This is a genomic window from Actinomadura sp. GTD37, assembly GCF_041951365.1.
Classification (GTDB): Bacteria; Actinomycetota; Actinomycetes; order Streptosporangiales; family Streptosporangiaceae; genus Spirillospora.
In genome coordinates, this window is record NZ_JBGNUS010000006.1 from 257762 (window position 1) to 278698 (window position 20937).

Annotated in this window: 20 protein-coding genes; 15 read left to right on the top strand and 5 right to left on the bottom strand. The window is 74.5% G+C overall.

All coding sequences use genetic code 11. The features are described from left to right. The first annotated feature begins 77 nt into the window (after window positions 1-77). From pafA to ACA511_RS28685, 4 genes are all read left to right on the top strand, one after another. Window positions 78-1436, top strand: a complete 1359-nt coding sequence (gene pafA / locus ACA511_RS28670) for a Pup--protein ligase (RefSeq protein ID WP_375027736.1) — start codon at window positions 78-80, stop codon at window positions 1434-1436. Window positions 1437-1573: 137 nt separating this feature from the next. Next, the gene (locus tag ACA511_RS28675) at window positions 1574-2482 is read left to right on the top strand and encodes an FKBP-type peptidyl-prolyl cis-trans isomerase (protein ID WP_375027737.1); all 909 of its coding nucleotides are present in this window, start codon (window positions 1574-1576) and stop codon (window positions 2480-2482) included. Between the two features lie 101 nt (window positions 2483-2583). After that, window positions 2584-3240: a helix-turn-helix transcriptional regulator gene (locus ACA511_RS28680; RefSeq protein ID WP_375027738.1), complete on the top strand. Its 657-nt coding sequence runs from the start codon at window positions 2584-2586 to the stop codon at window positions 3238-3240. A gap of 33 nt (window positions 3241-3273) precedes the next feature. Further along, the gene (locus tag ACA511_RS28685) at window positions 3274-3795 is read left to right on the top strand and encodes a DUF3291 domain-containing protein (RefSeq protein WP_375027739.1); all 522 of its coding nucleotides are present in this window, start codon (window positions 3274-3276) and stop codon (window positions 3793-3795) included. A 3-nt stretch (window positions 3796-3798) separates the two neighbouring features. On the opposite strand, the gene ACA511_RS28690 is transcribed toward ACA511_RS28685, so the two are convergent. Further along, window positions 3799-4881, bottom strand: coding sequence for a DUF3866 family protein (locus ACA511_RS28690; protein ID WP_375027740.1), 1083 nt, complete (start codon window positions 4879-4881; stop codon window positions 3799-3801). Window positions 4882-4986: 105 nt separating this feature from the next. Between ACA511_RS28690 and ACA511_RS28695 the strand changes: the two genes are divergently transcribed. From ACA511_RS28695 to ACA511_RS28720, 6 genes are all read left to right on the top strand, one after another. Further along, window positions 4987-6009, top strand: coding sequence for a helix-turn-helix transcriptional regulator (locus tag ACA511_RS28695; protein ID WP_375027741.1), 1023 nt, complete (start codon window positions 4987-4989; stop codon window positions 6007-6009). After that, window positions 6006-7046, top strand: a complete 1041-nt coding sequence (locus ACA511_RS28700; RefSeq protein ID WP_375027742.1) for a helix-turn-helix transcriptional regulator — start codon at window positions 6006-6008, stop codon at window positions 7044-7046. Before ACA511_RS28695 ends, ACA511_RS28700 begins: the two co-directional genes overlap by 4 nt. 59 nt (window positions 7047-7105) lie before the next feature. After that, window positions 7106-7327 (top strand): hypothetical protein, encoded by a 222-nt coding sequence (locus tag ACA511_RS28705; RefSeq protein WP_375027743.1) that lies wholly within the window; start codon window positions 7106-7108, stop codon window positions 7325-7327. Window positions 7328-7352: 25 nt separating this feature from the next. Further along, window positions 7353-7727, top strand: coding sequence for a Sec-independent protein translocase subunit TatA (tatA, locus tag ACA511_RS28710; RefSeq protein ID WP_375027744.1), 375 nt, complete (start codon window positions 7353-7355; stop codon window positions 7725-7727). Between the two features lie 103 nt (window positions 7728-7830). Further along, window positions 7831-8646, top strand: a complete 816-nt coding sequence (tatC, locus tag ACA511_RS28715; protein WP_375027745.1) for a twin-arginine translocase subunit TatC — start codon at window positions 7831-7833, stop codon at window positions 8644-8646. Between the two features lie 38 nt (window positions 8647-8684). Next, entirely contained in the window at window positions 8685-11453 is a 2769-nt protein-coding gene (locus tag ACA511_RS28720; RefSeq protein WP_375027746.1) for a DEAD/DEAH box helicase, read from the top strand. Here the strand turns inward: ACA511_RS28720 and ACA511_RS28725 are convergent. Further along, window positions 11450-12316, bottom strand: a complete 867-nt coding sequence (locus ACA511_RS28725; protein ID WP_375027747.1) for an oxygenase MpaB family protein — start codon at window positions 12314-12316, stop codon at window positions 11450-11452. The genes ACA511_RS28720 and ACA511_RS28725 overlap by 4 nt on opposite strands. 115 nt (window positions 12317-12431) lie before the next feature. Then, complete coding sequence (locus ACA511_RS28730; protein WP_375027748.1) at window positions 12432-13301, bottom strand: aldo/keto reductase; 870 nt, start codon at window positions 13299-13301, stop codon at window positions 12432-12434. 136 nt (window positions 13302-13437) lie between these two features. On the opposite strand from ACA511_RS28730, the gene ACA511_RS28735 reads away from it, so the two are divergent. The 5 genes from ACA511_RS28735 (at window position 13438) to ACA511_RS28755 (ending at window position 19467) form a co-directional block, all read left to right on the top strand. Next, window positions 13438-14436, top strand: a complete 999-nt coding sequence (locus ACA511_RS28735; protein WP_375027749.1) for an ABC transporter ATP-binding protein — start codon at window positions 13438-13440, stop codon at window positions 14434-14436. Further along, window positions 14433-15269 carry an ABC transporter permease gene (locus ACA511_RS28740; protein ID WP_375027750.1) on the top strand — a complete coding sequence of 279 codons (837 nt, stop codon included), beginning with the start codon at window positions 14433-14435 and terminating at the stop codon, window positions 15267-15269. Before ACA511_RS28735 ends, ACA511_RS28740 begins: the two co-directional genes overlap by 4 nt. 418 nt (window positions 15270-15687) lie before the next feature. Then, window positions 15688-16317 (top strand): TetR/AcrR family transcriptional regulator, encoded by a 630-nt coding sequence (locus ACA511_RS28745; protein WP_375027751.1) that lies wholly within the window; start codon window positions 15688-15690, stop codon window positions 16315-16317. After that, a complete protein-coding gene (locus ACA511_RS28750) occupies window positions 16298-17101 on the top strand; it encodes an ABC transporter ATP-binding protein (protein WP_375027752.1) in 804 nt (267 codons plus the stop codon). The genes ACA511_RS28745 and ACA511_RS28750 overlap by 20 nt, the downstream gene beginning before the upstream one ends. After that, window positions 17098-19467 carry an FtsX-like permease family protein gene (locus ACA511_RS28755; protein WP_375027753.1) on the top strand — a complete coding sequence of 790 codons (2370 nt, stop codon included), beginning with the start codon at window positions 17098-17100 and terminating at the stop codon, window positions 19465-19467. The genes ACA511_RS28750 and ACA511_RS28755 overlap by 4 nt, the downstream gene beginning before the upstream one ends. A gap of 67 nt (window positions 19468-19534) precedes the next feature. On the opposite strand, the gene ACA511_RS28760 is transcribed toward ACA511_RS28755, so the two are convergent. Both ACA511_RS28760 and ACA511_RS28765 read right to left on the bottom strand, forming a co-directional pair. Continuing rightward, window positions 19535-20272: an SRPBCC domain-containing protein gene (locus ACA511_RS28760; RefSeq protein WP_375027754.1), complete on the bottom strand. Its 738-nt coding sequence runs from the start codon at window positions 20270-20272 to the stop codon at window positions 19535-19537. 29 nt (window positions 20273-20301) lie between these two features. Further along, window positions 20302-20931, bottom strand: a complete 630-nt coding sequence (locus ACA511_RS28765; protein ID WP_375027755.1) for an ArsR/SmtB family transcription factor — start codon at window positions 20929-20931, stop codon at window positions 20302-20304. Window positions 20932-20937: the final 6 nt, after the last annotated feature.

A 20937-nucleotide genomic window follows, 5' to 3' on the forward strand; every position in this document is an offset into this window, starting at 1 on the left:
GGCGGTGCGGGTGTTCGCGGGAAACGGTGGGGTCGAGAGACTGCCAAGTGGGGGCCGGGCCGCATAGGGTCTTGGTTGTGGACAGGCGCATCTTCGGGCTTGAGAACGAGTACGGCGTCACCTGTACGTTCCGCGGGCAGCGGCGGCTGTCACCGGACGAGGTGGCGCGCTATCTGTTCCGGAGGGTGGTGTCGTGGGGTCGTAGCAGCAATGTGTTCCTTCGCAATGGGGCGCGGCTGTACCTGGACGTGGGGAGTCATCCGGAGTACGCGACGCCGGAGTGCGACAGCGTCGTCGATCTGGTGACGCATGACAAGGCGGGCGAGCGGATTCTCGAGGGTCTGCTGGTGGACGCCGAGCGGCGGCTCCGTGAGGAGGGGATCGCCGGTGACATCTATCTGTTCAAGAACAACACGGATTCGGCGGGGAACTCGTACGGCTGCCATGAGAATTACCTGGTGGGGCGGCATGGGGAGTTCGGCAGGCTCGCCGACGTCCTGATCCCGTACCTGGTGACGCGGCAGATCATCTGCGGGGCGGGGAAGGTGTTGCAGACGCCGCGGGGTGCGGTGTACTGCGTGTCGCAGCGGGCGGAGCACATCTGGGAGGGTGTGTCGTCGGCGACGACGCGGTCGCGTCCGATCATCAATACGCGGGACGAGCCGCACGCGGACGCGGAGCGGTTCCGGCGGCTGCATGTGATCGTCGGTGACTCGAACATGAGTGAGACGACGATGCTGCTGAAGGTCGGGGCGACCGATCTGGTGCTGCGGATGATCGAGGCCGGGGTGGTGATGCGCGATCTGACGCTGGAGAACCCGATCCGGGCGATCCGCGAGGTGAGCCATGACATGACGGGCCGGCGGAAGGTGCGGCTGGCGAACGGCCGGGAGGCGAGTTCGCTGGAGATCCAGAAGGAGTACTTCGGCAAGGCGAAGGACTTCGTGGACGCGCGCGGCGGGGACGCGACGGCGAAGCGGGTGCTGGAGCTGTGGGAGCGGACGCTGCGGGCGGTGGAGACCGGGGATCTGGACCTGGTGTCGCGGGAGATCGACTGGGTGACGAAGTACAAGCTGATCGAGCGGTACCGCCGCAAGTACGATCTGCCGCTGTCGTCGCCGCGGGTGGCGCAGCTGGATCTGACGTACCACGACGTGCATCGTGACCGGGGGCTGTACTACCTGCTGGAGAAGCGGGGGTCGGTGGACCGGGTGACGCGTGATCTGGACATCTTCGAGGCGAAGTCGGTTCCGCCGCAGACGACGCGGGCGCGGCTGCGGGGGGAGTTCATCCGGAAGGCGCAGGAGAAGCGGCGTGATTTCACGGTGGACTGGGTGCATTTGAAGTTGAACGATCAGGCGCAGCGGACGGTGCTGTGCAAGGATCCGTTCCGGTCGGTCGACGAGCGGGTCGACAAGCTGATCGCGGGGATGTAGCCGGTGCGGGCGGCTCCGGCGCGACACGCGCGCCGGAGCCTACTGGCATGTCACGCGGGCGGTAGGGTGAGCGCGCAGTAGCGGTCGTCACCCCTCGGAGGACCCCCCGTATGCGCCGTCGTTTCCGGTTGTTGTCCGTGGTCGTCGTGCTCGCCGCGCCGTTGGCGCTGTCGGCGGGCTGCTGGGGCGGCGGTGGGGTGGATGTCACGGTGCGGGGTGATTTCGGGAAGCTGCCGGAGGTGAAGTTCCCGAAGGGTGCGCCGGGCGGCTCTCTGGCGGTGGAGACGCTGCAGGAGGGGAAGGGCGCGTCGGCCCGCAAGGGTGATCTGGTGGTGGCCGACTATGTGGGTTACCGGTGGAGCAAGGACGGGCGGAAGCTGCTGGCGAGCAGTTACGCGAAGGGGCAGCCGGGGGCGTTCCCGACGGGTCAGCTGGTGCCGGGGCTGGTGAAGGCGTTCGAGGGGTCGCGGGCGGGGTCGCGGGTGGTGGCGCGGATTCCGCCGGAGGACGGTTTCGGCGACAAGGGGGATCCGAAGCATCAGGTGGGGTCGGACGACACGCTGGTGTACGTCCTGGACGTGCGGGCGGTGTATCCGAGGACGGCGGGCCCGCGGGGGAAGGCGGAGGCGCCGGTGGGCGGGCCGGGGCTGCCGGAGGTGGCGGAGGCGCCGGCGGGGCAGGCGCCGGTGGTGTCGGTGCCGCGTTCGGCGGCGCCGGGGAAGCTGCAGGTGCGGACGCTGGTGCGGGGGGACGGTCCGGCGGTGCGCGAGGGGCAGCTGCTGGTGCTGCAGTACGGGGGGTATTTCTGGCGGGACGGGAAGGTGTTCGATTCGTCGTGGTCGGCGGGTCATCCGGCGGCGGCGGTGATCGGGACCGGTCAGGTGATGAAGGGCTGGGATCAGGGCCTGGTGGGGCAGCGGGTGGGGAGCCGGGTGCTGCTGGTGGTGCCGCCGGCGCTGGGGTACGGGCCGAAGGGCCTGGCGCAGTTCGGGATCAAGGGGAGCGACACGCTGGTGTTCGTGGTTGATCTGCTGGGCGCGCACTGACCCGCCCGCACTGACCCGTCCGCACCTGGCCCGCCCGCTCTGATCTTTTGTGGCGCGTCGTTCGTTCTAAGCCGCATCCTCGTTGTTCTTAGAATGGCGGGGTGGAGGACATCGACGCGATCGCGCTGCTGCAGGATCCGGTTCGGCGGCGGCTGTACGAGTTCGTGGCCGCGCAGGGGCGCGAGGTGGGGCGGAACGAGGCGGCGGAGGCGGCCGGCGTGGCGCGGACGCTGGCGGCGTTCCATCTGGACAAGCTGGTGGACGCCGGGCTGCTGGAGGCGGGGAGCCGGCGTCTGTCGGGCCGTTCGGGGCCGGGGGCGGGGCGTCCGGCGAAGGTGTACCGGCGGTCGGCGGTGGAGCGGGGCGTGTCGGTGCCGGCGCGGGACTACCGGACGGCGGCGGGGCTGCTGGCGGAGGCGGCCGAGGTAGCGGGCCTCGACATGGAGTTGCAGGACGCGGCGCGGCGGACGGGCCGGGCGCTGCGCGGGCCGGCGGGCACGGTGGGCGCGCTGGACGGTCTGGCGGGGGTGCTGGCGGAGCGGGGCTATGAGCCCGTCCCGGATGAGGGCGGTGGTGTGCTGCGGATGCGCAACTGCCCGTTCCATGCGGTGGCGGAGCAGTTTCCGCCGCTCGTGTGCGGGATGAATCTGGCGCTGCTGGAGGGGCTGACGGAGGGGTCGGGGGTGCGGGTGCGGATGGATCCGCGTCCGGGCTGGTGCTGTGTGGCGGCCGAACCTTCTAAAAACAATCAGGATTGACATAGAAGCGGGCGCCGTGCTGAAGTGGGGATCATGACCGATGACGCCCGGTACCATCTCGCCCAGTTCAACGTCGCCACGCTCCACCACCCGCTCGACGACCCGCGCACGGCGGACTTCGTGGCGCTGCTGGAGCCCGTCAACGCGCTCGCCGACCGGACGCCCGGGTTCGTGTGGCGGCTGGTCGAGGAGGGCATGCCGGACGCCACCGGCATGCGCCCCGCCGGCGACGGCGTGATCGTCAACTTCTCGGTGTGGGAGTCGGCGGAGGCGCTGTGGGACTTCGTCTACCGCAGCGCGCACCTGGAGACGATGCGGCGGCGCCGGGAGTGGTTCCGCCGGCACGCGGAGGCGCATCTGGTCATGTGGTGGATCCCGGCGGGCCACGTCCCGACCGTCGGGGAGGCGCTGGAGCGCCTCGCCCTGCTGCGCGAGGGCGGCCCGTCGCCGCGGGCGTTCACGTTCAACGCGTCCTACACGGCGGCGGAGGCCGCGGACGCCGGCGGGGCGGAGGCCGCGGACCTCCGCCGCGCAGATCTCGGTACCTCGGCCTGAGGATCAGCCGAGGAGGGCGGCGGTGTGGCGGCCCGCGGCGGCGGCGGCGAGGAAGTAGGGGAGGTCCTCGTCCAGGCGGCGGCCCATGGTGGACAGCCGGACGCCCCAGTCCTTCTCGGCGGCCCTGAGGGTGTCGTGGAGGCCGTCGACGGGGACGGGCACGAGCCGGTGCCGGTCGCCGAGCGGGGCGGCCTCGGCGGCGACGCGGGCGCCGAAGGGCCCGCCGAGTTCGGGGACGGGGACGTCGGCGGCGGCGAGGGCGACGCGTCCGTAGGCGGTGAGGGAGTGGTGGGAGACGCCGATGTGGCGTTCGCGCCCGTCGCCCTGGCTGACGCGCAGCGAGGCGACGGGCCGGCCGCCGAGGACGGACGCGGCGTTGACGGCCTCGCCCGCCGAGACGCCGGAGAAGCCCCAGGTCGTCCCGGTTCCGAGGTTCCCCGGGCCCTGGGCGAGGACGACGACCTCGGCGTCGAGGACGAGCCGTGCGGCGAGGAGCCCGGTGTGGACGGTGACGGCTTCGAGGTCGCCGCCGAACGCCTGCCCGACGGTGACGGTGGCGGCGAGGGCCCCGGCGTCCTTCAGGCGGGCGATGGACATGGAGAACCAGGACGGGAGCGCCGCGCCGTCCAGCATGACGTAGACGGCGCGGGTGGCGGGGCGGGCGGCGAGGAGCGCGGCGAGGACGGGCGGCAGCGCGGAGTGCAGGTCGGCGACGATGACGGGCATGCCGTCCAGGGAGTCGGCGTCGCGGAGCAGCGCGTGGTGGGGGGAGTCCTGCTCGTCGGCGCCGAGGACGGTGGCCTGGAGGGGCGTGTAGCGGGCCTTGACGAGGTGGCCGGGGCCGGTGGGGTCGGGGGGCAGCCGGTCGGGGACCGCGACGACCATCGCGTAGCCGCCGGTGCCGAGGCCCATCGCCAAGGCCGTAGTGTTGAGCAGGACGGTATCGCCCGGTTCGGGCCGTCCCACCAGGGCGGGGTAGGCCAGGGCGCGGTGCGTGCCGTCGCCCCCGATCGAGACGTTCAGCTCGACCGCCCCCGGCCATTCGCGGCGGATGTCCTCAACTGTGCCTTTGCGCCATCGGATCACACCGGGAAACGGTAGCGTCCTGCACGACGGCTCGTGGGGACGATCGGCCCACCGGCGGGGGCGGGGCCCACGCGGGGGACACGGAGGGAACGGGGTGGTGGCGAAGTGTCGCGGCGCAAGACCGAGCGCCTGCTGAATCTGGTGGTCTGCCTGCTCGCGACCCGGCGCTATCTGACGGCCGAGCAGATCCGCCGGGCGGTGCCCGGCTATCCGGACTCCGACGAGGCGTTCAAGCGGATGTTCGAGCGGGACAAGGAGGAGCTGCGCGAGCTCGGCGTCCCGCTGGAGGTCGGCAGCGATCTGCAGGGCGGCGGCGGCGAGGAGATCGGGTACCGGATCCCGCCGCAGGCCTACGAGCTGCCCGACATCCACCTGACCCCGGACGAGGCGGCGGTGCTGGGCCTCGCGGCGCGGGTGTGGCAGCGGGCGAGCATGGCGGAGGCGGCGTCGGGGGCGCTGCTGAAGCTGCGCGCCGCCGGGGTGGAGACCGACGCGGCCCCCGCGGTGGGGATCGAGCCGCGGGTGAACACCCACGAGCCGTCGTTCGCGGCGCTGTGGGAGGCGGTGCGCGACGGCCGCCCGGTCGCGTTCGACTACCAGGGCATCGGGCGGACGTCGGTGGCGCGGCGGCACCTGGAGCCGTGGGGCGTGGTGAGCCGCCGGGGCCGCTGGTACGTGGTGGGCTTCGACCGCGACCGCGAGGAGCAGCGGGTGTTCCGGCTGAGCCGCGTCGTGGGCGAGGTCGCGGCGGACGGGCCGGCGGGGTCGGTGACGGTCCCGGACGGGGTGGACGTGCGGCGCATCGCGTTCGACTGGGGCGACCCGGTGACCGAGCCGCGCCCGGCGGCGGTGCTGCTGCGGCGGGGCGCGGCGCAGGGGCCGCGGCGGTGGGCCCGCGACGTGCGCCCGGCCGCGGACGCGGCGTGGGACGGGGAGTGGGACGGGGAGTGGGACGAGGCGGTCCTGACGTTCCGCGACGTGGACCGGTTCGCGCCGTACCTGGCGCGGTTCGCCGACGACGTGGTGGTGCTCGACCCGCCGGATCTGCGGGAGGCGGTGATCCAGCACCTGAAGTCGGTGCTGGCGGGCGCCGGCGGGCATCCGGCGGAGGAGGGGGAGGTCCGATGACCGGCAGGACGGCGGCGAAGGCCGCGGCGAAGGCGGGTGCGAAGCCGGGGGCGAAGGCGGGCGCGACGACGTCCACCGACCGGCTGGGGCGGCTGCTGGCGCTCGTCCCGTACGTGGTGAACCGCGACTCGGTGGCGCTCGGCGAGGCGGCGGCCGCGTTCGGGGTGACCGAGAAGCAGCTGATCGACGACCTGAACCTGCTGTGGTGCGTGGAGCTGCGCGCGCCCGATCCGTACTGCCCGATCGACCTGTCCTACGAGGGCGGGGAGATCACGGTGGCGGAGGCGGAGTCGATCGCGCGGCCGCTGCGGCTGAAGGTGGACGAGGCGTCCGCGCTGCTGGTGGCGCTGCGGATGCTGGCCGGGATCCCCGATCTGAACGACCGGGACGCGCTCAGCCGGGTGATCGCGAAGCTGGAGAGCGCGGCGGGTGAGGCGGCGGCGGCGTCCAGCCAGGTCGCGGTGGAGGTCGACGCCTACGGCGGGACGGCGGACCCGGCCCGCACGGCCGTCGGGGTGCTGCGGGACGCGATCTCCGCGGGCCGCCGCGTGAACCTCACCTACTACGTGCCGGCGCGGGACGAGAACACCGAGCGGGACGTCGACCCGATGCGGCTGCTGGTGGTGGAGGGCAACACCTACCTGGAGGGGTGGTGCCGGCGGGCGGAGGCGGTGCGGCTGTTCAAGCTGGACCGGATCGCCGACCTGTCGGTGCTGGACGTGCCCGCGCAGGTGCCGGACGAGGCGGAGCCGATCGACGTGGACGCGGGCCTGTTCCGGCCGTCGCCGCAGGACGAGGCGGTGACGCTGGAGCTGACGCCGCGCGGCCGGTGGGTGGCGGACTACTACCCGTGCGAGAGCGTGCAGGAACTGGGGGAGGGGCGGCTGCGGGTCGTCCTGCGGACCCCGGACGCGCGGTGGGTGCGGGGGCTGGCGCTGCGGCTCGGCGACCAGGGCCGCGTGGTGGCGCCCGGCGGCGTCGCGGCCGGGGTGCGGGAGGACGCCGCCCGTGCGCTGTCCCGGTACGGGGTGCTGTGACCGCTGCGGGGCCGCGCCGGGACGGGCGCGGGGCGGAGCGGATCGGGTAGCGTGGCCGCGTGATCTGGGTCGCGGTACCGGTGGCGCTGGGCTTCGCCGGCCTGGCCGTGCTCGCCTGGTGCGCTTTCAAGGTGTGGCTGGGCGTGCGGCGTTTCGGCCGTGAACTGGAACGCACGAGGCGGCGGCTGGAACCGAAACAGTCGGCGCTGCGCGATGAACTGTCCCGTCTCGACGACGCCCGATCGCCACAACCGCCCGGCGAGGGCGTACGATCGCCGTGAGTGCCGTCTGCTGAAGAGGATTGCCATGCCGAACATCGGGACTCCCGAACTGCTCATCATCCTGCTGGTGGTCGTGCTGATCTTCGGGTCGGCGAAGCTGCCGCAGCTCGCCCGGTCGCTCGGCAAGTCGGCGCGGATCCTGAAGGCGGAGACCAAGGGCCTGCGCGAGGACGACGACGCGCCCGCGGACCGGCCCGCGCAGGCCGCACAGGCCGCGCAGCCGGCGCAGAGTGAGCCGGACGCGCGGGAGAAGGCGGCGCGGCTGCGCGAGGAGGCGGCGCGGCTGGAGCGCGAGGCGGCGGCCGGCGAGGCCGGGCAGCGTCCGCGCGGGGCGCTCGGTTCCGGTGAGCCGATCCAGGGCGTGCCGGTGTCGGACCCCGACCGGCTCCGCCAGGGCTGACGGCCCCGGCCCGCCCCGACGATTCCCCGCCCGCCCCCGAGCCTGAATGCCGACGATGAAGCTGAGCAGGCGCGACACCGCCCCCGACGGTCGCATGCCCCTCATGGACCACCTCCGTGAGCTGCGCAACAGGTTGATCAAGGCGATCCTGGCCTTCGTGCTCGGCGCGATCCTCGGCTGGCTGCTCTTCGACCCCGTGTGGGACTTCCTCAAGCAGCCGTACTGCTCGCTGCCGCAGTCCCACGTCGTGGACAAGGACGAGTGCTCCCTGTTCGTGAACGGGATCTTCTCCTCGTTCTTCCTGAAGCTGAAGATCTCCTGCATCATCGGGGCGGTCATCTCCGCGCCGGTCTGGCTGTACCAGCTGTGGGCGTTCATCGCGCCGGGCCTGTACGGGCGCGAGCGGCGCTGGACGTACGTGTTCCTGGGCGCGGCCGTCCCGCTGTTCTTCGTCGGCACGGCGCTGGCGTACGTGACCGTCGACAAGGGCCTGGCGATCTTCCTGGGGTTCGTCGCCGACGACGTCAAGCCGCTGATCACCGTCGACAGCTACCTCGGCTACGTACTGACGATGCTGCTGGTGTTCGGGCTGACGTTCGAGCTCCCGCTGTTCGTGGTCGTCCTGAACCTGGCCGGGGTGCTGAGCTCGGCGCGGATCCGGCGCAGCCAGCGGATGATCCTGTTCGGCATCTTCGTGTTCGCGGCGGTCGCGACGCCGAGCGCCGACCCGTTCACGATGCTCGCGCTGGCGCTGCCGACCGTGCTGCTGTTCGAGATCGCGGCGCTGCTGGCGTTCCTCAACGACCGCCGCCGGGCCCGGCGGCCCGACCCGTACGCGGAACTGCCCGACGACGAGGCGTCCCCGCTGGACCTCGACGCGATCGACGCCGAGCTGGAGAAGGGCGACGCCGCCCGCTGATTGGGTATCGGGCCGGTCGAAACCGTAGGCTCGAAGGTATGACCACCCCCGACACGACGTCGGCCGGACAGACCCCGGCTCAGCGGTACGCCGCCTACCGCACGCGCACCGCGGGGCACGGCCCGGCCCTGCTGGACTTCCGCACCCTGTACGACTTCGAGCTGGACCCGTTCCAGCTGGAGGCGTGCCAGGCGCTGGAGGGCGGCAGCGGCGTCCTGGTCGCCGCGCCCACCGGATCCGGGAAGACGGTGGTGGGGGAGTTCGCCGTCCACCTCGCGCTGGCCGGCGGCACCAAGTGCTTCTACACCACGCCGATCAAGGCGCTGTCGAACCAGAAGTACGCCGACCTCGTCCGCCGGTACGGGGCCGAGAAGGTGGGGCTGCTCACCGGCGACAACAGCGTGAACGGCGAGGCGCCGATCGTCGTGATGACGACCGAGGTGCTGCGCAACATGCTGTACGCGGGGTCGCGGACCCTCGCGGGGCTGGCGTTCGTCGTGATGGACGAGGTGCACTACCTCGCCGACCGGTTCCGCGGCGCCGTGTGGGAAGAGGTGATCATCCACGTTCCGGACTCGGTGCGGATCGTGGCGCTGTCGGCGACGGTGTCCAACGCCGAGGAGTTCGGCGAGTGGCTGCACGAGGTGCGCGGCGACACGGCGGTGATCGTGGACGAGCACCGTCCCGTCCCGCTGTTCCAGCACATGCTCGTCGGAACCCGGCTGTACGACCTGTTCGCCGACACCGGCAAGGGTGGGGACCGGCGGGTCCACCTGAACCCGCAGCTGACCCGGATGGCGGTGGAGGAGGTCCGCCGCGCCAAGGTCAACCAGGGGCGGCGCACCGGGCGGCGGCGGGCGCCGCGCCCGCAGCGGTTCCGGCCGCCGGCCCGGCCCGACGTGATCGAGCGGCTGGAGCGCGCCGGGCTGCTCCCGGCGATCACGTTCATCTTCTCCCGCGCCGGGTGCGACGCGGCCGTGCTGCAGTGCCTGCACGCGGGGATCCGGCTGACGTCCAAGGAGGAGGCCGAGGAGATCCGCGCGCACGCCGAGCTGCGCACCGCCGACATCGCGCAGGAGGACCTGCGGATCCTCGGCTACGGCGACTTCCTCGACGGGCTGGCGCGGGGCGTCGCCGCCCACCACGCGGGGATGCTGCCGAAGTTCAAGGAGATCGTCGAGGAGCTGTTCACCCGCGGGCTGATCAAGGCGGTGTTCGCGACGGAGACGCTCGCGCTCGGCATCAACATGCCGGCCCGCACCGTGGTGATCGAGAAGCTCGACAAGTGGAACGGGGAGGCGCACGTCGACCTGACCCCCGGCGAGTACACGCAGCTGACGGGGCGGGCCGGGCGGCGCGGCATCGACGTGGAGGGCCACGCCGTCGTGGTGTGGGGGCCGAACGTGGAGCCGGCGTCGGTCGCCGGGCTCGCCGGCACCCGCACCTACCCGCTGAACTCCAGTTTCCGGCCGTCGTACAACATGGCGGTGAACCTCGTCGGCGCCGTCGGGAACGAGCGGGCCCGGACGCTGCTGGAGGAGTCGTTCGCGCAGTTCCAGGCCGATCGCGCCGTCGTCGGCCTGGCCCGGCAGGTCCACAAGAACGAGGAGGCCCTGGACGGGTACGCGGAGGCCGCGCAGTGCCATCTGGGCGACTTCATGGAGTACGCGGCGATGCGTCGGCGGCTGTCGGACCGGGAGGCGGAGCTGTCGCGGGAGCGGACGTCGGCGCGGCGCGCCGAGGCCGCGCGGTCGCTGGAGCACCTGCGTCCCGGCGACGTGATCATGGTGCCGACGGGGCGGCGGTCGGGCCTCGCCGTCGTCCTCGACCCGGGGGTGGGGCGCCGCTCGGACGGGCCCGCGCCGCTGGTGCTGACGGTCAACCGGTCGGTGCAGCGGCTGTCGGTCCAGGACTTCCCGCGCGCCGTCGAGCCCGTCGACCGGATCCGGATCCCGAAGTCGTTCAGCCCCCGCAACCCGCAGGACCGCCGCGACCTGGCGTCGACGCTGCGCAACCGGGTGCCCGACGACGTCCGCGACCGCAAGCGGGCCCGCGGCGACTCCGCCGCCGCCGAGGACGCCGAGATCGCCCGGCTGCGCGGCGCCCTGCGCGCGCACGCCGTGCACGGCTGCGACAAGCGCGAGGACCACGCCCGGTGGGCCGAGCGGTACCACCGGCTGGAGCGGGAGACCGAGCAGCTGCGCCGCCGCGTGGAGGGCCGCTCGCAGGTGATCGCCCGGACGTTCGACCGGGTGTGCGGCGTCCTGCAGCAGCTGGGGTACCTCGACGGCGACTCCGTCACCGAGGAGGGCCGCCGCCTCGGCCGCATCTACAACGAGCTGGACCTGCTCACCGCGGAGAGCCTCCGCGAGGGCCTGTGGGAGAGGCTCGACCACGCCGAGCTGGCCGCGTGCGTGTCGGCGCTGGTGTACGAGTCGCGGCAGCCCGACGACGCGACGCCGCCGCGCACCCCGGCGGGCGCCGCGCAGGACGCCCTGGCCGCGATGGTGCGGCTGTGGGGGGAGCTGGACGCCGTCGAGCGCGACAACCGGGTGTCGTTCCTGCGCGAGCCCGACCTGGGGTTCGCGTGGACGGCGTACCGGTGGGCGAAGGGCGACGACCTCGACGAGGTCCTGCTGGAGAGCGACCTGACCGCCGGGGACTTCGTCCGCGCGGTCAAGCAGCTCCTGGACCTGCTCGGCCAGGTCGCCGACGCGGCCCCGGCGAACAGCCACATCCGCAAGACGGCGCGCCGCGCGATGGACGCGATGCGCCGCGGCGTCGTCGCCTACTCGTCGGTGGCCTAGCCGGCCGGGGCGCGGTCGCCGCGGCGGCGGTCGCGGCGGGCGGACAGGGTGCGGTCGACGCGGTGGGTCGCCAGCCGGACGAGGAGCGGCTGCGGCGGCCGCCGCAGCGGGCCCGGCGTCACCCGGTGGACGGCCGAGGCGGCGCCGAGCAGCAGCCCGGCGGCGCGGCGGCGGGCGGGCGTCCACGGCAGCCCGTACTGGGCGCGCAGCGGCTCGGGCAGCAGCGCGGCGGTGACCAGCCGGAACACGGCCAGGGCGGGGAACAGGACGCGGAGCCTGCGCGGCCACAGCACGGCGCCGGCGACCTCGCGGGCGGTGTCGGTGACCTCCAGCGCGGCGAGCGTTTCGGCCATGTAGGCGCGGAACGCGGCCAGGTCGGCCGGCTGGGACTCCAGCGGGCAGCCGAGGACCTCGGCGACGACGCGGGCCTGCCGGTAGTAGGCCTCGGGCAGTTCGCCGCCGCGGGGCCGCATGAGGGTCTCGTGGACGTGCAGGGCCGAGTCGATCAGTGTCGCGTTGACCCACATCTGCAGGTCCGGGTCGTTGCCGGAGTAGCCCTCGCCGCGGACCGTCCCGTGGATGCCGCGGACCTTCGCGGCGATCCGGGCGACCTGGTCGGGCGTCCCGAAGGTGACGATGAGCAGGAAGTCGAGGGTGCCGAAGAGGCGGGCGAGGGGGCGGTCGGCGAAGTCGCTGTGCTCGGCGACGCCCCGGGCGACGTCCGGGTGAGCGAGCTGCATGAGCAGGGCCCGCCCGGCGGCGAGGCCGACGAGGGGCTCGGCGGCCAGCGTCCGCAGGACGTCGCGGTCGGCGAGGCGCTCGTCCAGGACCTCGGGGGTGGGGATCGGGGGTGTGGCGGGCAAGCGGGCCTCCCGGCGGTCGGGTCCTCGCCGCCATCCTCGCCCAATTATTGACGAATGGTCAATAAGAGCGCCCCGGTGCGCGCCTGCGGGCCGGCGCCCTCCCGCCCCGGGCGCGTCAGGAGCCGAGCGCGGTGAGCGCGGCGACCTGCTCGGCGCCGAGCGCCACTCCGGCCGCCGCGACGTTCTCCTCCAGGTGCGCCACCGTGGACGTCCCCGGGATCGGCAGCACCACCGGCGACCGCGCCAGCAGCCACGCCAGGCTCACCTGGGCGGGCGTCGCGCCGGTCGCCGCGGCGATCTCGCCGACCGGGCCGCCCGGCCGCGCCAGCCGCCCCGCCTTGATCGGGAACCACGGGACGAACCCGATGCCCTCCGCCGCGCAGTGCTCCAGGACGTCCTCGGAGCCGCGGTCGGTGAGGTTGTAGCGGTTCTGCACGGTGGCGATCGCGGTGACCCGGCGGGCCTCCTCGATCTCCTTCACCCCGACCTCCGACAGGCCGATCGAGGCGATCTTGCCCTCGTCGCGCAGCTTCGCCAGCTCCCCGACCTGGTCGGCGAGCGGCACCTGCGGGTCGACCCGGTGCAGCTGGAACAGCCCGATCCGCTCCACGCCGAGGCGCCGCAGGCTCATCTCGACCTGCTGGCGCAGGTAGGCGGGCCGGCCCAGCATGTGCCACTCGTCCGGGCCCGTCCGCACGAAGCCCGCCTTCGTCGCGACCAGCAGGCCCTCCGGGTAGGGGTGCAGCGCCTCCCGGATGATCTCCTCGCTGACGAAGGGGCCGTAGGAGTCGGCGGTGTCGATGAAGTCGACGCCCAGCTCGACGGCGCGGCGCAGCACCCGGACCGCCTCCGCCCGGTCGCGCGGCGGGCCCCACGTGCCCGGGCCGGTCAGCCGCATCGCGCCGTAGCCCAGGCGGTGGACGGTGTGCTCGCCGATGGTGAACGAGCCGGAGGAATGCGCCGGCGACGCGGAAGAGTCTGACATGCCGTGATCTTACCGAGACCGCGGACCCTCCTCGGGGCGGAGGCGGTTCCGCACAGCGGAGGAGACGGCCGCGGCGCGCGGCGCGCTAGTGTGATCGTGATCACCGGATGACCGCCGACCAGCCCGGGAAGTGCGAATGATCGAGGCGGAGAACCTCACCAAACGCTACGGCGACAAGACCGCCGTGGACGACCTGTCGTTCACGGTCGTCCCCGGCCGGGTGACCGGATTCCTCGGCCCGAACGGGGCGGGGAAGTCCACCACCATGCGGCTGCTGCTCGGCCTGGACCGGCCCGACCGCGGCGACGCGCGCATCCACGGCCGCCACTACCGCGACCTGAACGCGCCGCTGCGCGTCGTCGGCGCGCTGCTGGAGGCGCGGGCCGTGCACACCGGCCGCAGCGCCTACAACCACCTGCTGTGCCTGGCGCAGACGCAGGGCATCGGCAAGAGGCGCGTCGACGAGGTCATCGACCTGGTCGGCCTCGCCGGCCCGGCCCGCAAGCGCGCCGGCGGGTTCTCCCTCGGCATGGGGCAGCGGCTCGGCATCGCCGCCGCGCTGCTCGGCGACCCGTCCGTGCTCATCCTGGACGAGCCCGTCAACGGCCTCGACCCCGAGGGCATCGTGTGGATCCGCACCCTCATGCAGCGGCTCGCCGCCGAGGGGCGGACGGTGTTCGTCTCCAGCCACCTGATGAACGAGATGGCCGTCACCGCCGAGCACCTCATCGTCATCGGCCGGGGCCGGCTGATCGCCGACTGCTCCACCGAGGAGTTCATCGAGCGCAGCACCGAGAAGATGGTGACGGTCCGCAGCCCGGAGGCCGCGCGGCTCGCCGCCGCCGTCGCCGCCGAGGGCGGCAAGGCCGCCCCGGCCGGCGACGGCGGCGACCTGATCACCGTCACCCACATGGAGGCGCCCCGCGTCGGGGAGCTGGCAGCCGCCGAGGGGATCGTCCTGCACGAGCTGACCCCGAGCCGCGGCTCCCTGGAGTCGGCGTTCATGGAACTGACCCGCGACAGCGTCGAGTACGGCGCCGCCGGCGGACCCGTGCCCGTCCCCGGCGCCGCGCCGGACGCGGCGCACGGCGCCCTGCCGGGGGCCGCCGCCGGCCAGGAAGGGGAGCCCCGATGACCACGGCCACCGCCCAGCCCGCCGCCGACCCGGCCGCCGCCCACCCGCGGCCCGGCTTCGGGCGGCTGCTGCTCGCCGAATGGACGAAGATCCGCACGGTCCGGTCCACCGCGTGGTCGCTGATCCTGCTGGTCCTCCTCGACCTCGGGTTCACCGCGCTGCTCGTCGGCCTCACCATGGCCCAGTGGGACGACACGAGCGCCGCCGACCGCGCGCAGATCGCCGCCGACCCGGTCAGCTTCATCCTCGGCAGCGGGTTCTTCCTCAGCCAGCTCGCCGTCTGCGTCCTCGGCGTGCTGGTGATCGGCTCCGAGTACTCCACCGGCATGATCCGCGCCAGCCTGCTCGCGGTGCCGCGGCGGCTCCCGATGCTGTGGGCCAAGGCCACCGTGTTCGCGCTGGTCGTCCTCGTCCTCGGCGTCGCGGTGTCGTTCGCGTCGTTCTTCATCGGCGCGGCGATGAGCAGCGGCAAGATCGAGGTCTCCCTCGGCGACGAGGGCGTGCTGCGCGCCGTGATCGGCGGCGGCCTGTACCTGGCGATGCTCGGCCTGTTCGCGCTCGCCATCGGCGCGATCGTGCGGCACACCGCCGGCGGCATCACCGGCGTCATCGCGTTCGTGCTGGTCCTGGCGCCGCTGACGATGCTGCTTCCGGGCAGCGTCGGCGACCACATCCACGCCTACCTGCCGTCGGAGGCGGGCACCCTGATCGCCAAGGCCCACCAGGGCCCCGACGACATCCTCACGCCCTGGCAGGGCTACGGCGTGTTCGCCCTCTGGACGGCGGCGCTCCTCGCCGTCGCCGCGTGGCTGCTCAAACGCCGCGACGCCTGACCTGCCGCGCCCGTCCGGCGTCCCCGCCGCCGTGACCCGGCGGGGACGCTCCGGCGCGAGCCGTCCCGCCGCCGCGCCCGCGCGGCGTCCCGGACACCGCGCCGCCGCACGCCATCGCCCTCACGGCGACCGGCCCGCGCGCCCACTGGGCCACCGCCCCCCTTGAGCCATCGCGCCCCCGGGCCTTGGCGCGCCGCCCGCGCGGCCACTGTGCGCCTGCGCTTCCCGCACTGCGGCGTGCCCCTCGTGGGCCCTTCCGCGTGGCTGCCCCGTCCGCGCCGCCCATGCGCGCCCCCACGGGGCCCGCTTCCGTGCGCCCGGCGGACGCTGCCGCTCTGGACTCTTGCATGGGGCAAAGGTTCGGGGCTACCGTATTGGGCAGTTGCTTAAAGCGAATGACCAAGAGGCAGGGGAGTGCATGGCGGACGGCGAGGCGCCCACCCGGATCCGGCTGCTGGAGGCGGCCGTGGCGGTGATGGCCGAGAGCGGCTGGGCCGCGGTGACGTCGCGGGTCGTGGCCGACCGGGCGCGGGCCAACAACGCGCTCGTGCACTACTACTTCGGGTCGGTGGACGCCCTGCGGCGGGCCGCGGTCATGCACGCGGTCGAGAAGGAGCTGGAAGGGCCCGTCGAGGCGATCCTGCGGGCCGAGGACGCCCTCGCCGGCGTCGCCGACGCCGTCCGCGAGCTCGTGGACCGCGGGCCCGGCACCGCCGGCCAGCGCGTCATGGTCGAGGCGATGCTGCACGGCCTCCGCGACGACGAGCTGCGCGCCGAGACCGAGCGGCAGATACGGATGTTCCGGGACCTGCTGGAGGCCGGGCTCGCCGCGAACCAGGAGGCCGGGCTGCTGCGCCCCGACGCCGACCCCCGCGGCCTCGCGGTGGTCCTCGCGGCCCTCATGGACGGGCTGCTCATGCACGTGCTGATCGACCCGGAGACCGGCGCCGGCGACGCCACGGCGGGGCTGCTGGCCCTGCTGCGCCCGTCCGGCCCCCCGCCCGGGCAGGCGGACGAAGGAGACGGCGATGAATCATCACGGCCGTGACCGCGCCACCGCGCGCGCCGACGCCCCGGCGCGGGACGGGGTAAGGCCAGGGGACGGGGCCAGGACGGCGGGCGGGGCCCCGCCCGCGGTGCTGCTGCGCGGGGCCGGCAAGACCTACGGCACGGGCCGCGCCCGGGTCGAGGCGCTGCGCGAGGTGGACCTGGAGGTGCGGCAGGGCGAGTTCGCCGTCCTCCTCGGCCCCTCCGGGTCGGGCAAGACGACCCTGCTCAACCTGATCGGCGGGATCGAGCCCGCCACCGAGGGCGAGGTGGTCGCCGGCGGCCGCGACCTGTCCGGGCTGGGCGAGGACGGCCGCACCGCCTACCGCCGCGACACCGTCGGGTTCGTGTTCCAGTTCTTCAACCTCGTCCCGTCGCTGACCGCGCTGGAGAACGTCCGGCTGGTCGCGGAGCTGACCGGCCGCGGCGACCGGGAGCGGTCGGCGGCGGCGCTGGCGGCCGTCGGGCTCGCCGAGCACGGCGGCCGCTTCCCGGCGCAGCTGTCGGGCGGCGAGCAGCAGCGCGTCGCGATCGCCCGCGCCATCGCCAAGGACCCGGCGCTCCTGCTGTGCGACGAGCCGACCGGCGCCCTCGACCTGGAGACCGGGCGCGGCGTCCTGCGCGTCCTCCAGGACCTCAACCGGGAGGGGCGGACCGTCCTGGTCGTCACCCACAACGCCGCGATCGCGTCCATCGCGCACCGCGTGGTGCGGATGCGGTCGGGCCGCGTCGCCGAGGTCACCGCCAACGCCGGACCCGCCGCCGCCGGCGAGGTGGCGTGGTGAGCGTCCTCAACGTCAAGCTCCGCCGCGACCTGCGGCGCCGCCCCGCGCAGCTCGTGTCGGTGGTGGTGCTGGTGATGCTCGGCGTCGCGCTGTTCGGCGCGTCCTACGACGCCTACCGGAACCTCGACGCCGGGTACCGGGCGGCGTTCGGGAAGTACCGGTTCGCCGACCTGACCCTGACGGGCGGCGACGCCGCCGCGGTAGCGCGGGAGGCCGCGGCGCGGCCCGGGGTGGCGGCGGCCGCGGCCCGCACGGTCGCGGACGTCCCGCTCCGCATGCCGGACGGCGGCACCCTCGTCGGCCGCGTCGTCGGGCTCCCCGCCGGATCGCAGCCCGCGGTGAACCGGGTGAAGGTCCTCAGCGGCGCCTACCTCGACCCCGCCGCCCCGGACGGCGTCCTCGCCGAGAAGCACATCGCCGACCACGCGGGCCTGGAACCCGGCGACGGCGTCGCGGTGTGGGACGGCCGCGCGTGGCGGACCCTGTCCGTGCGCGGCGCCGCGTCCTCGCCCGAGTACCTGTGGCCCGCCGCCAGCCGCCAGGACGTGCTCCCCGCGCCCGGCTCGTTCGGCGTCCTGTTCGTCCCCGAGCCGCTCGCCCGGCAGATCGCCGGGACGTCCGCGCCGAACCAGGCGACCGTCTACTACACCGCCGCGGGCCGCGACCGCGCCGCCGGACTGGACGCGGCCCTCGCCGCCGCCGCCCGCGCGCACGGCGCGGGCGCGGCGGTCACCCGCGCCGAGCAGCCCTCCAACGCCGCCCTCGCCGAGGACATCAAGGGGTTCTCCGGGCTGGCCGTCATGTTCCCGCTGCTGTTCCTCGCCGCCGCGGGCGTCGCCGTCTACGTCGTGCTGACCCGCCGCGTCGCCCGCGACCGCGTCGTCATCGGCACGCTGCGCGCCTCCGGGTTCCGCCGCCGCACCCTCGTGAACCACTACCTGGCGACCGGGGCCGCGGCCGGGCTCACCGGGTCCGTGCTCGGCGTCGCCGCCGGGCTCCCGCTGGCCGGGACCGTGACCCGGCTGTACGGGGAGGCGATCGGGCTGCCGGAGACGCCGGTGTCGGTGCGCGCGTCCACCGTGCTCGCCGGACTGGCGTTCGGCGTCGCCGCCGGCGCGCTCGCCGCCCTCGGGCCCGCCGTGTCGGCCGCCCGCGTCCCGCCCGCCGAGGCGATGCGCGGCACCGTCCCGGCGGCCGGCGGGGGAGGGCTCATCGCCCGGCTGGGGCGGTCGGCGCCCGCCGCCGGACGGCTGCCCCCCGGCGCGTGGCTGGTGCTGCGCGGCCCGGCCCGCCAGTTCCGCCGCACCCTCTACACCATGGCCGGCGTCGTCCTCGCCCTCACGCTCATCCTCGTCTCGTGGGGGATGCTCGACTCCTCGCGGGCGACCGTCTCCCGGCAGTTCGACCAGATTCAGCGGCAGGACGCCGAGCTCACCCTCGGGCGGCCCCTCGACTCCGCCGCGCTCGCGGCGCTGTCCCGGACGGACGGGGTCCGCGCGGCCGAGCCGTCCGCGCACCTGCCCGTCACGATCACCGCCGGGGGCGGGGACTACTCCACCACCGTCGTCGGCCTCCCCGCCGCGACCCGCATGCACCGGTTCCTCACCCCCGGCGGCGGTGAGCGGCCCCTCCCCGAGCACGGCGCGCTGCTCGGCGCCGCCCTGCGCGGGAGGCTCGGCGTGGACGCCGGCGACCGCGTCGGGCTGCGCCTCGCCGACGGCCGCACCGTCACCACCACCGTCGCCGGGTTCGTGGACGAGCCGCTCGGCACCTACGCCTACGCGTCGCTCGGCCAGATCGCCGCGTGGGCGCCGGACGCGAGACCCGACACCGTGCTCGTGCGGTTCGACCCCGGCGCCGACCGCGCCGCCGTCGGGCGCTCCCTCGCCGCGCACCCCGGCGTCGTCGCCCGCACGGACGCGCGGGCGCTGGAGAAGACCATGGACGAGTACATGAACCTGTTCTCCGTGTTCGTCGCGGTCATGCTCGCGTTCGGCGGGCTGCTGGCGTTCACCGTGCTGTTCGCCACCCTGTCGGTCAACCTCGCCGAACGCGGCCCCGAACTGGCGACCCTGCGCGCCGCCGGCGTCGGCCGGCGCCGCCTCGCCCGGCTCGTCACCGCCGAGAACCTCCTCGTCGTGACCGCCGGCGCGATCCCCGGCCTGGTCCTCGGGCGGCTCGCCGCCGGCGCGTTCCTCGGCGCGTTCGACAGCGACCTGATGGCCTTCCACACCGAGATCCGGCCCGCCACGTTCGCCTGGTCGGCGCTCACCGTGCTCGCCGTCGCCTGGCTGGCGCAGCGCCCCGGCCTGCGCGGCCTCGCCCGCATGGACCTCGGCGCGCTCGTCCGGGAACGGGCGGGCTGACCCGCCCGCCGGCCGGCCCGGCGGGGCGGCCGCGCTCGACCGCGTGCGGGCGCTCTCGCGCGTTCGCTCAGGCGTAGACGCCGTCCAGCCAGGACTGCCACGCCTCCCGCGCCCGCTCCCGCGACGCGGCGGCGTCCGGCCCGAAGCGGTGCAGGGCGATCCCCACCGGCCCGCCCCACGCGTCGCGCCCGAAGACCCGGTACATCGCGTCGCCGGTGCGGAGCCCGGCGAAGTGCTCGTCGCGGTAGTCCAGCACCGCGTCGACCGGGCCGGCGTCCGGCAGGTCGACCCGCACCGTGTCGCCCGCGGCGGCGCCGTCCAGCCCGAGCGCCCGCACGGCCGCCGCGAACGACCCCGGCTTCATGGACGCCTCCGGCCCCTGCACGTCGGAGTGCACCGCCGCCAGCCCCGTGAAGTGCGCCAGGTACTGGCGCAGCGTGTGCAGGTAGAAGTCGGTGTGCCGGCTCGCGCCGTCGTACTGGTCGTCCCACGCGCCGGTGAAGATGCCGCTGTGCACGTAGCGGACCCAGGCGCCGCCGCCCTCGCGCGGCTCGATCAGGTGGTCGAGGACGTTCAGGGTCTGCGGCATGCCGCCGAGGCCGTCCGGGTCCTCCGCGCGGCTGGTCAGCCGGTGCGGCGGGTCCCACACGGTGATGACGCCCTCGCCGGCGGCGCTGCCGCCCTCGCGCGGCTCGAACTCCATCGGCCACAGCCACGCGGCCGTGCCCGCCGTGACGGCGTCCCAGACCTGCTCGGGCGACGCCTCGGTCTCGTACTCGCGGACGATCTCGAATTCCCTGCCCATGGTGCTCTCCTCGCGTCTCCGGCTTCGGTTCAGGCTTCGATCTCTCCGGCGGCGTCCGGCCGCTCCGGCGCCCCCGGCTCGCTCTTCAGCGCCGGGTGGACGGCGATCACGATGCGGTGGGCGCGGCCGCCCGCCGCCGAGTCGTCGTGGTACCGGCGGACCAGGGCGCCGACCCCGGCGGTCAGCTCCTCGATGAACGCGGCCCGGTCCGCGGCCGAGGCGAACACGACCTGCCCGTCCAGCGCGTAGGTCGCCAGCCGCTTGTCCGCCCGCGCCGCCCCGGTGATCAGCGCGCCCACGTCGCGGACCAGCCGCCCCGCGACGGCCAGCAGCCAGCGCGCCGACAGCGCGTCGCGGTGCCGGTCCGGATCGGGCTGCAGCGTCGCGAGCGCCAGCGGGGAGATGACGTAGGACGCCGCGGTCGCCCGCAGCAGCCGCTCGGTCATGTTGCCCTTGCGGCGCTCGCCGACCAGCTCGACGAGGCCGTGCCGCTCCAGCGTCCGCAGGTGGTAGTTGACCTTCTGCCGGGGCAGCCCCACCCGCGCAGCCAGCGCCGCCGCCGACATGGGTTCGCCCAGCTCGGCGAGCAGCCGCGCCCGCATGGGGTCCAGGGAGGCCGCCGCGGCCTCCGCGTCCTCGATCACCGTCACGTCCAGCATGTCCCC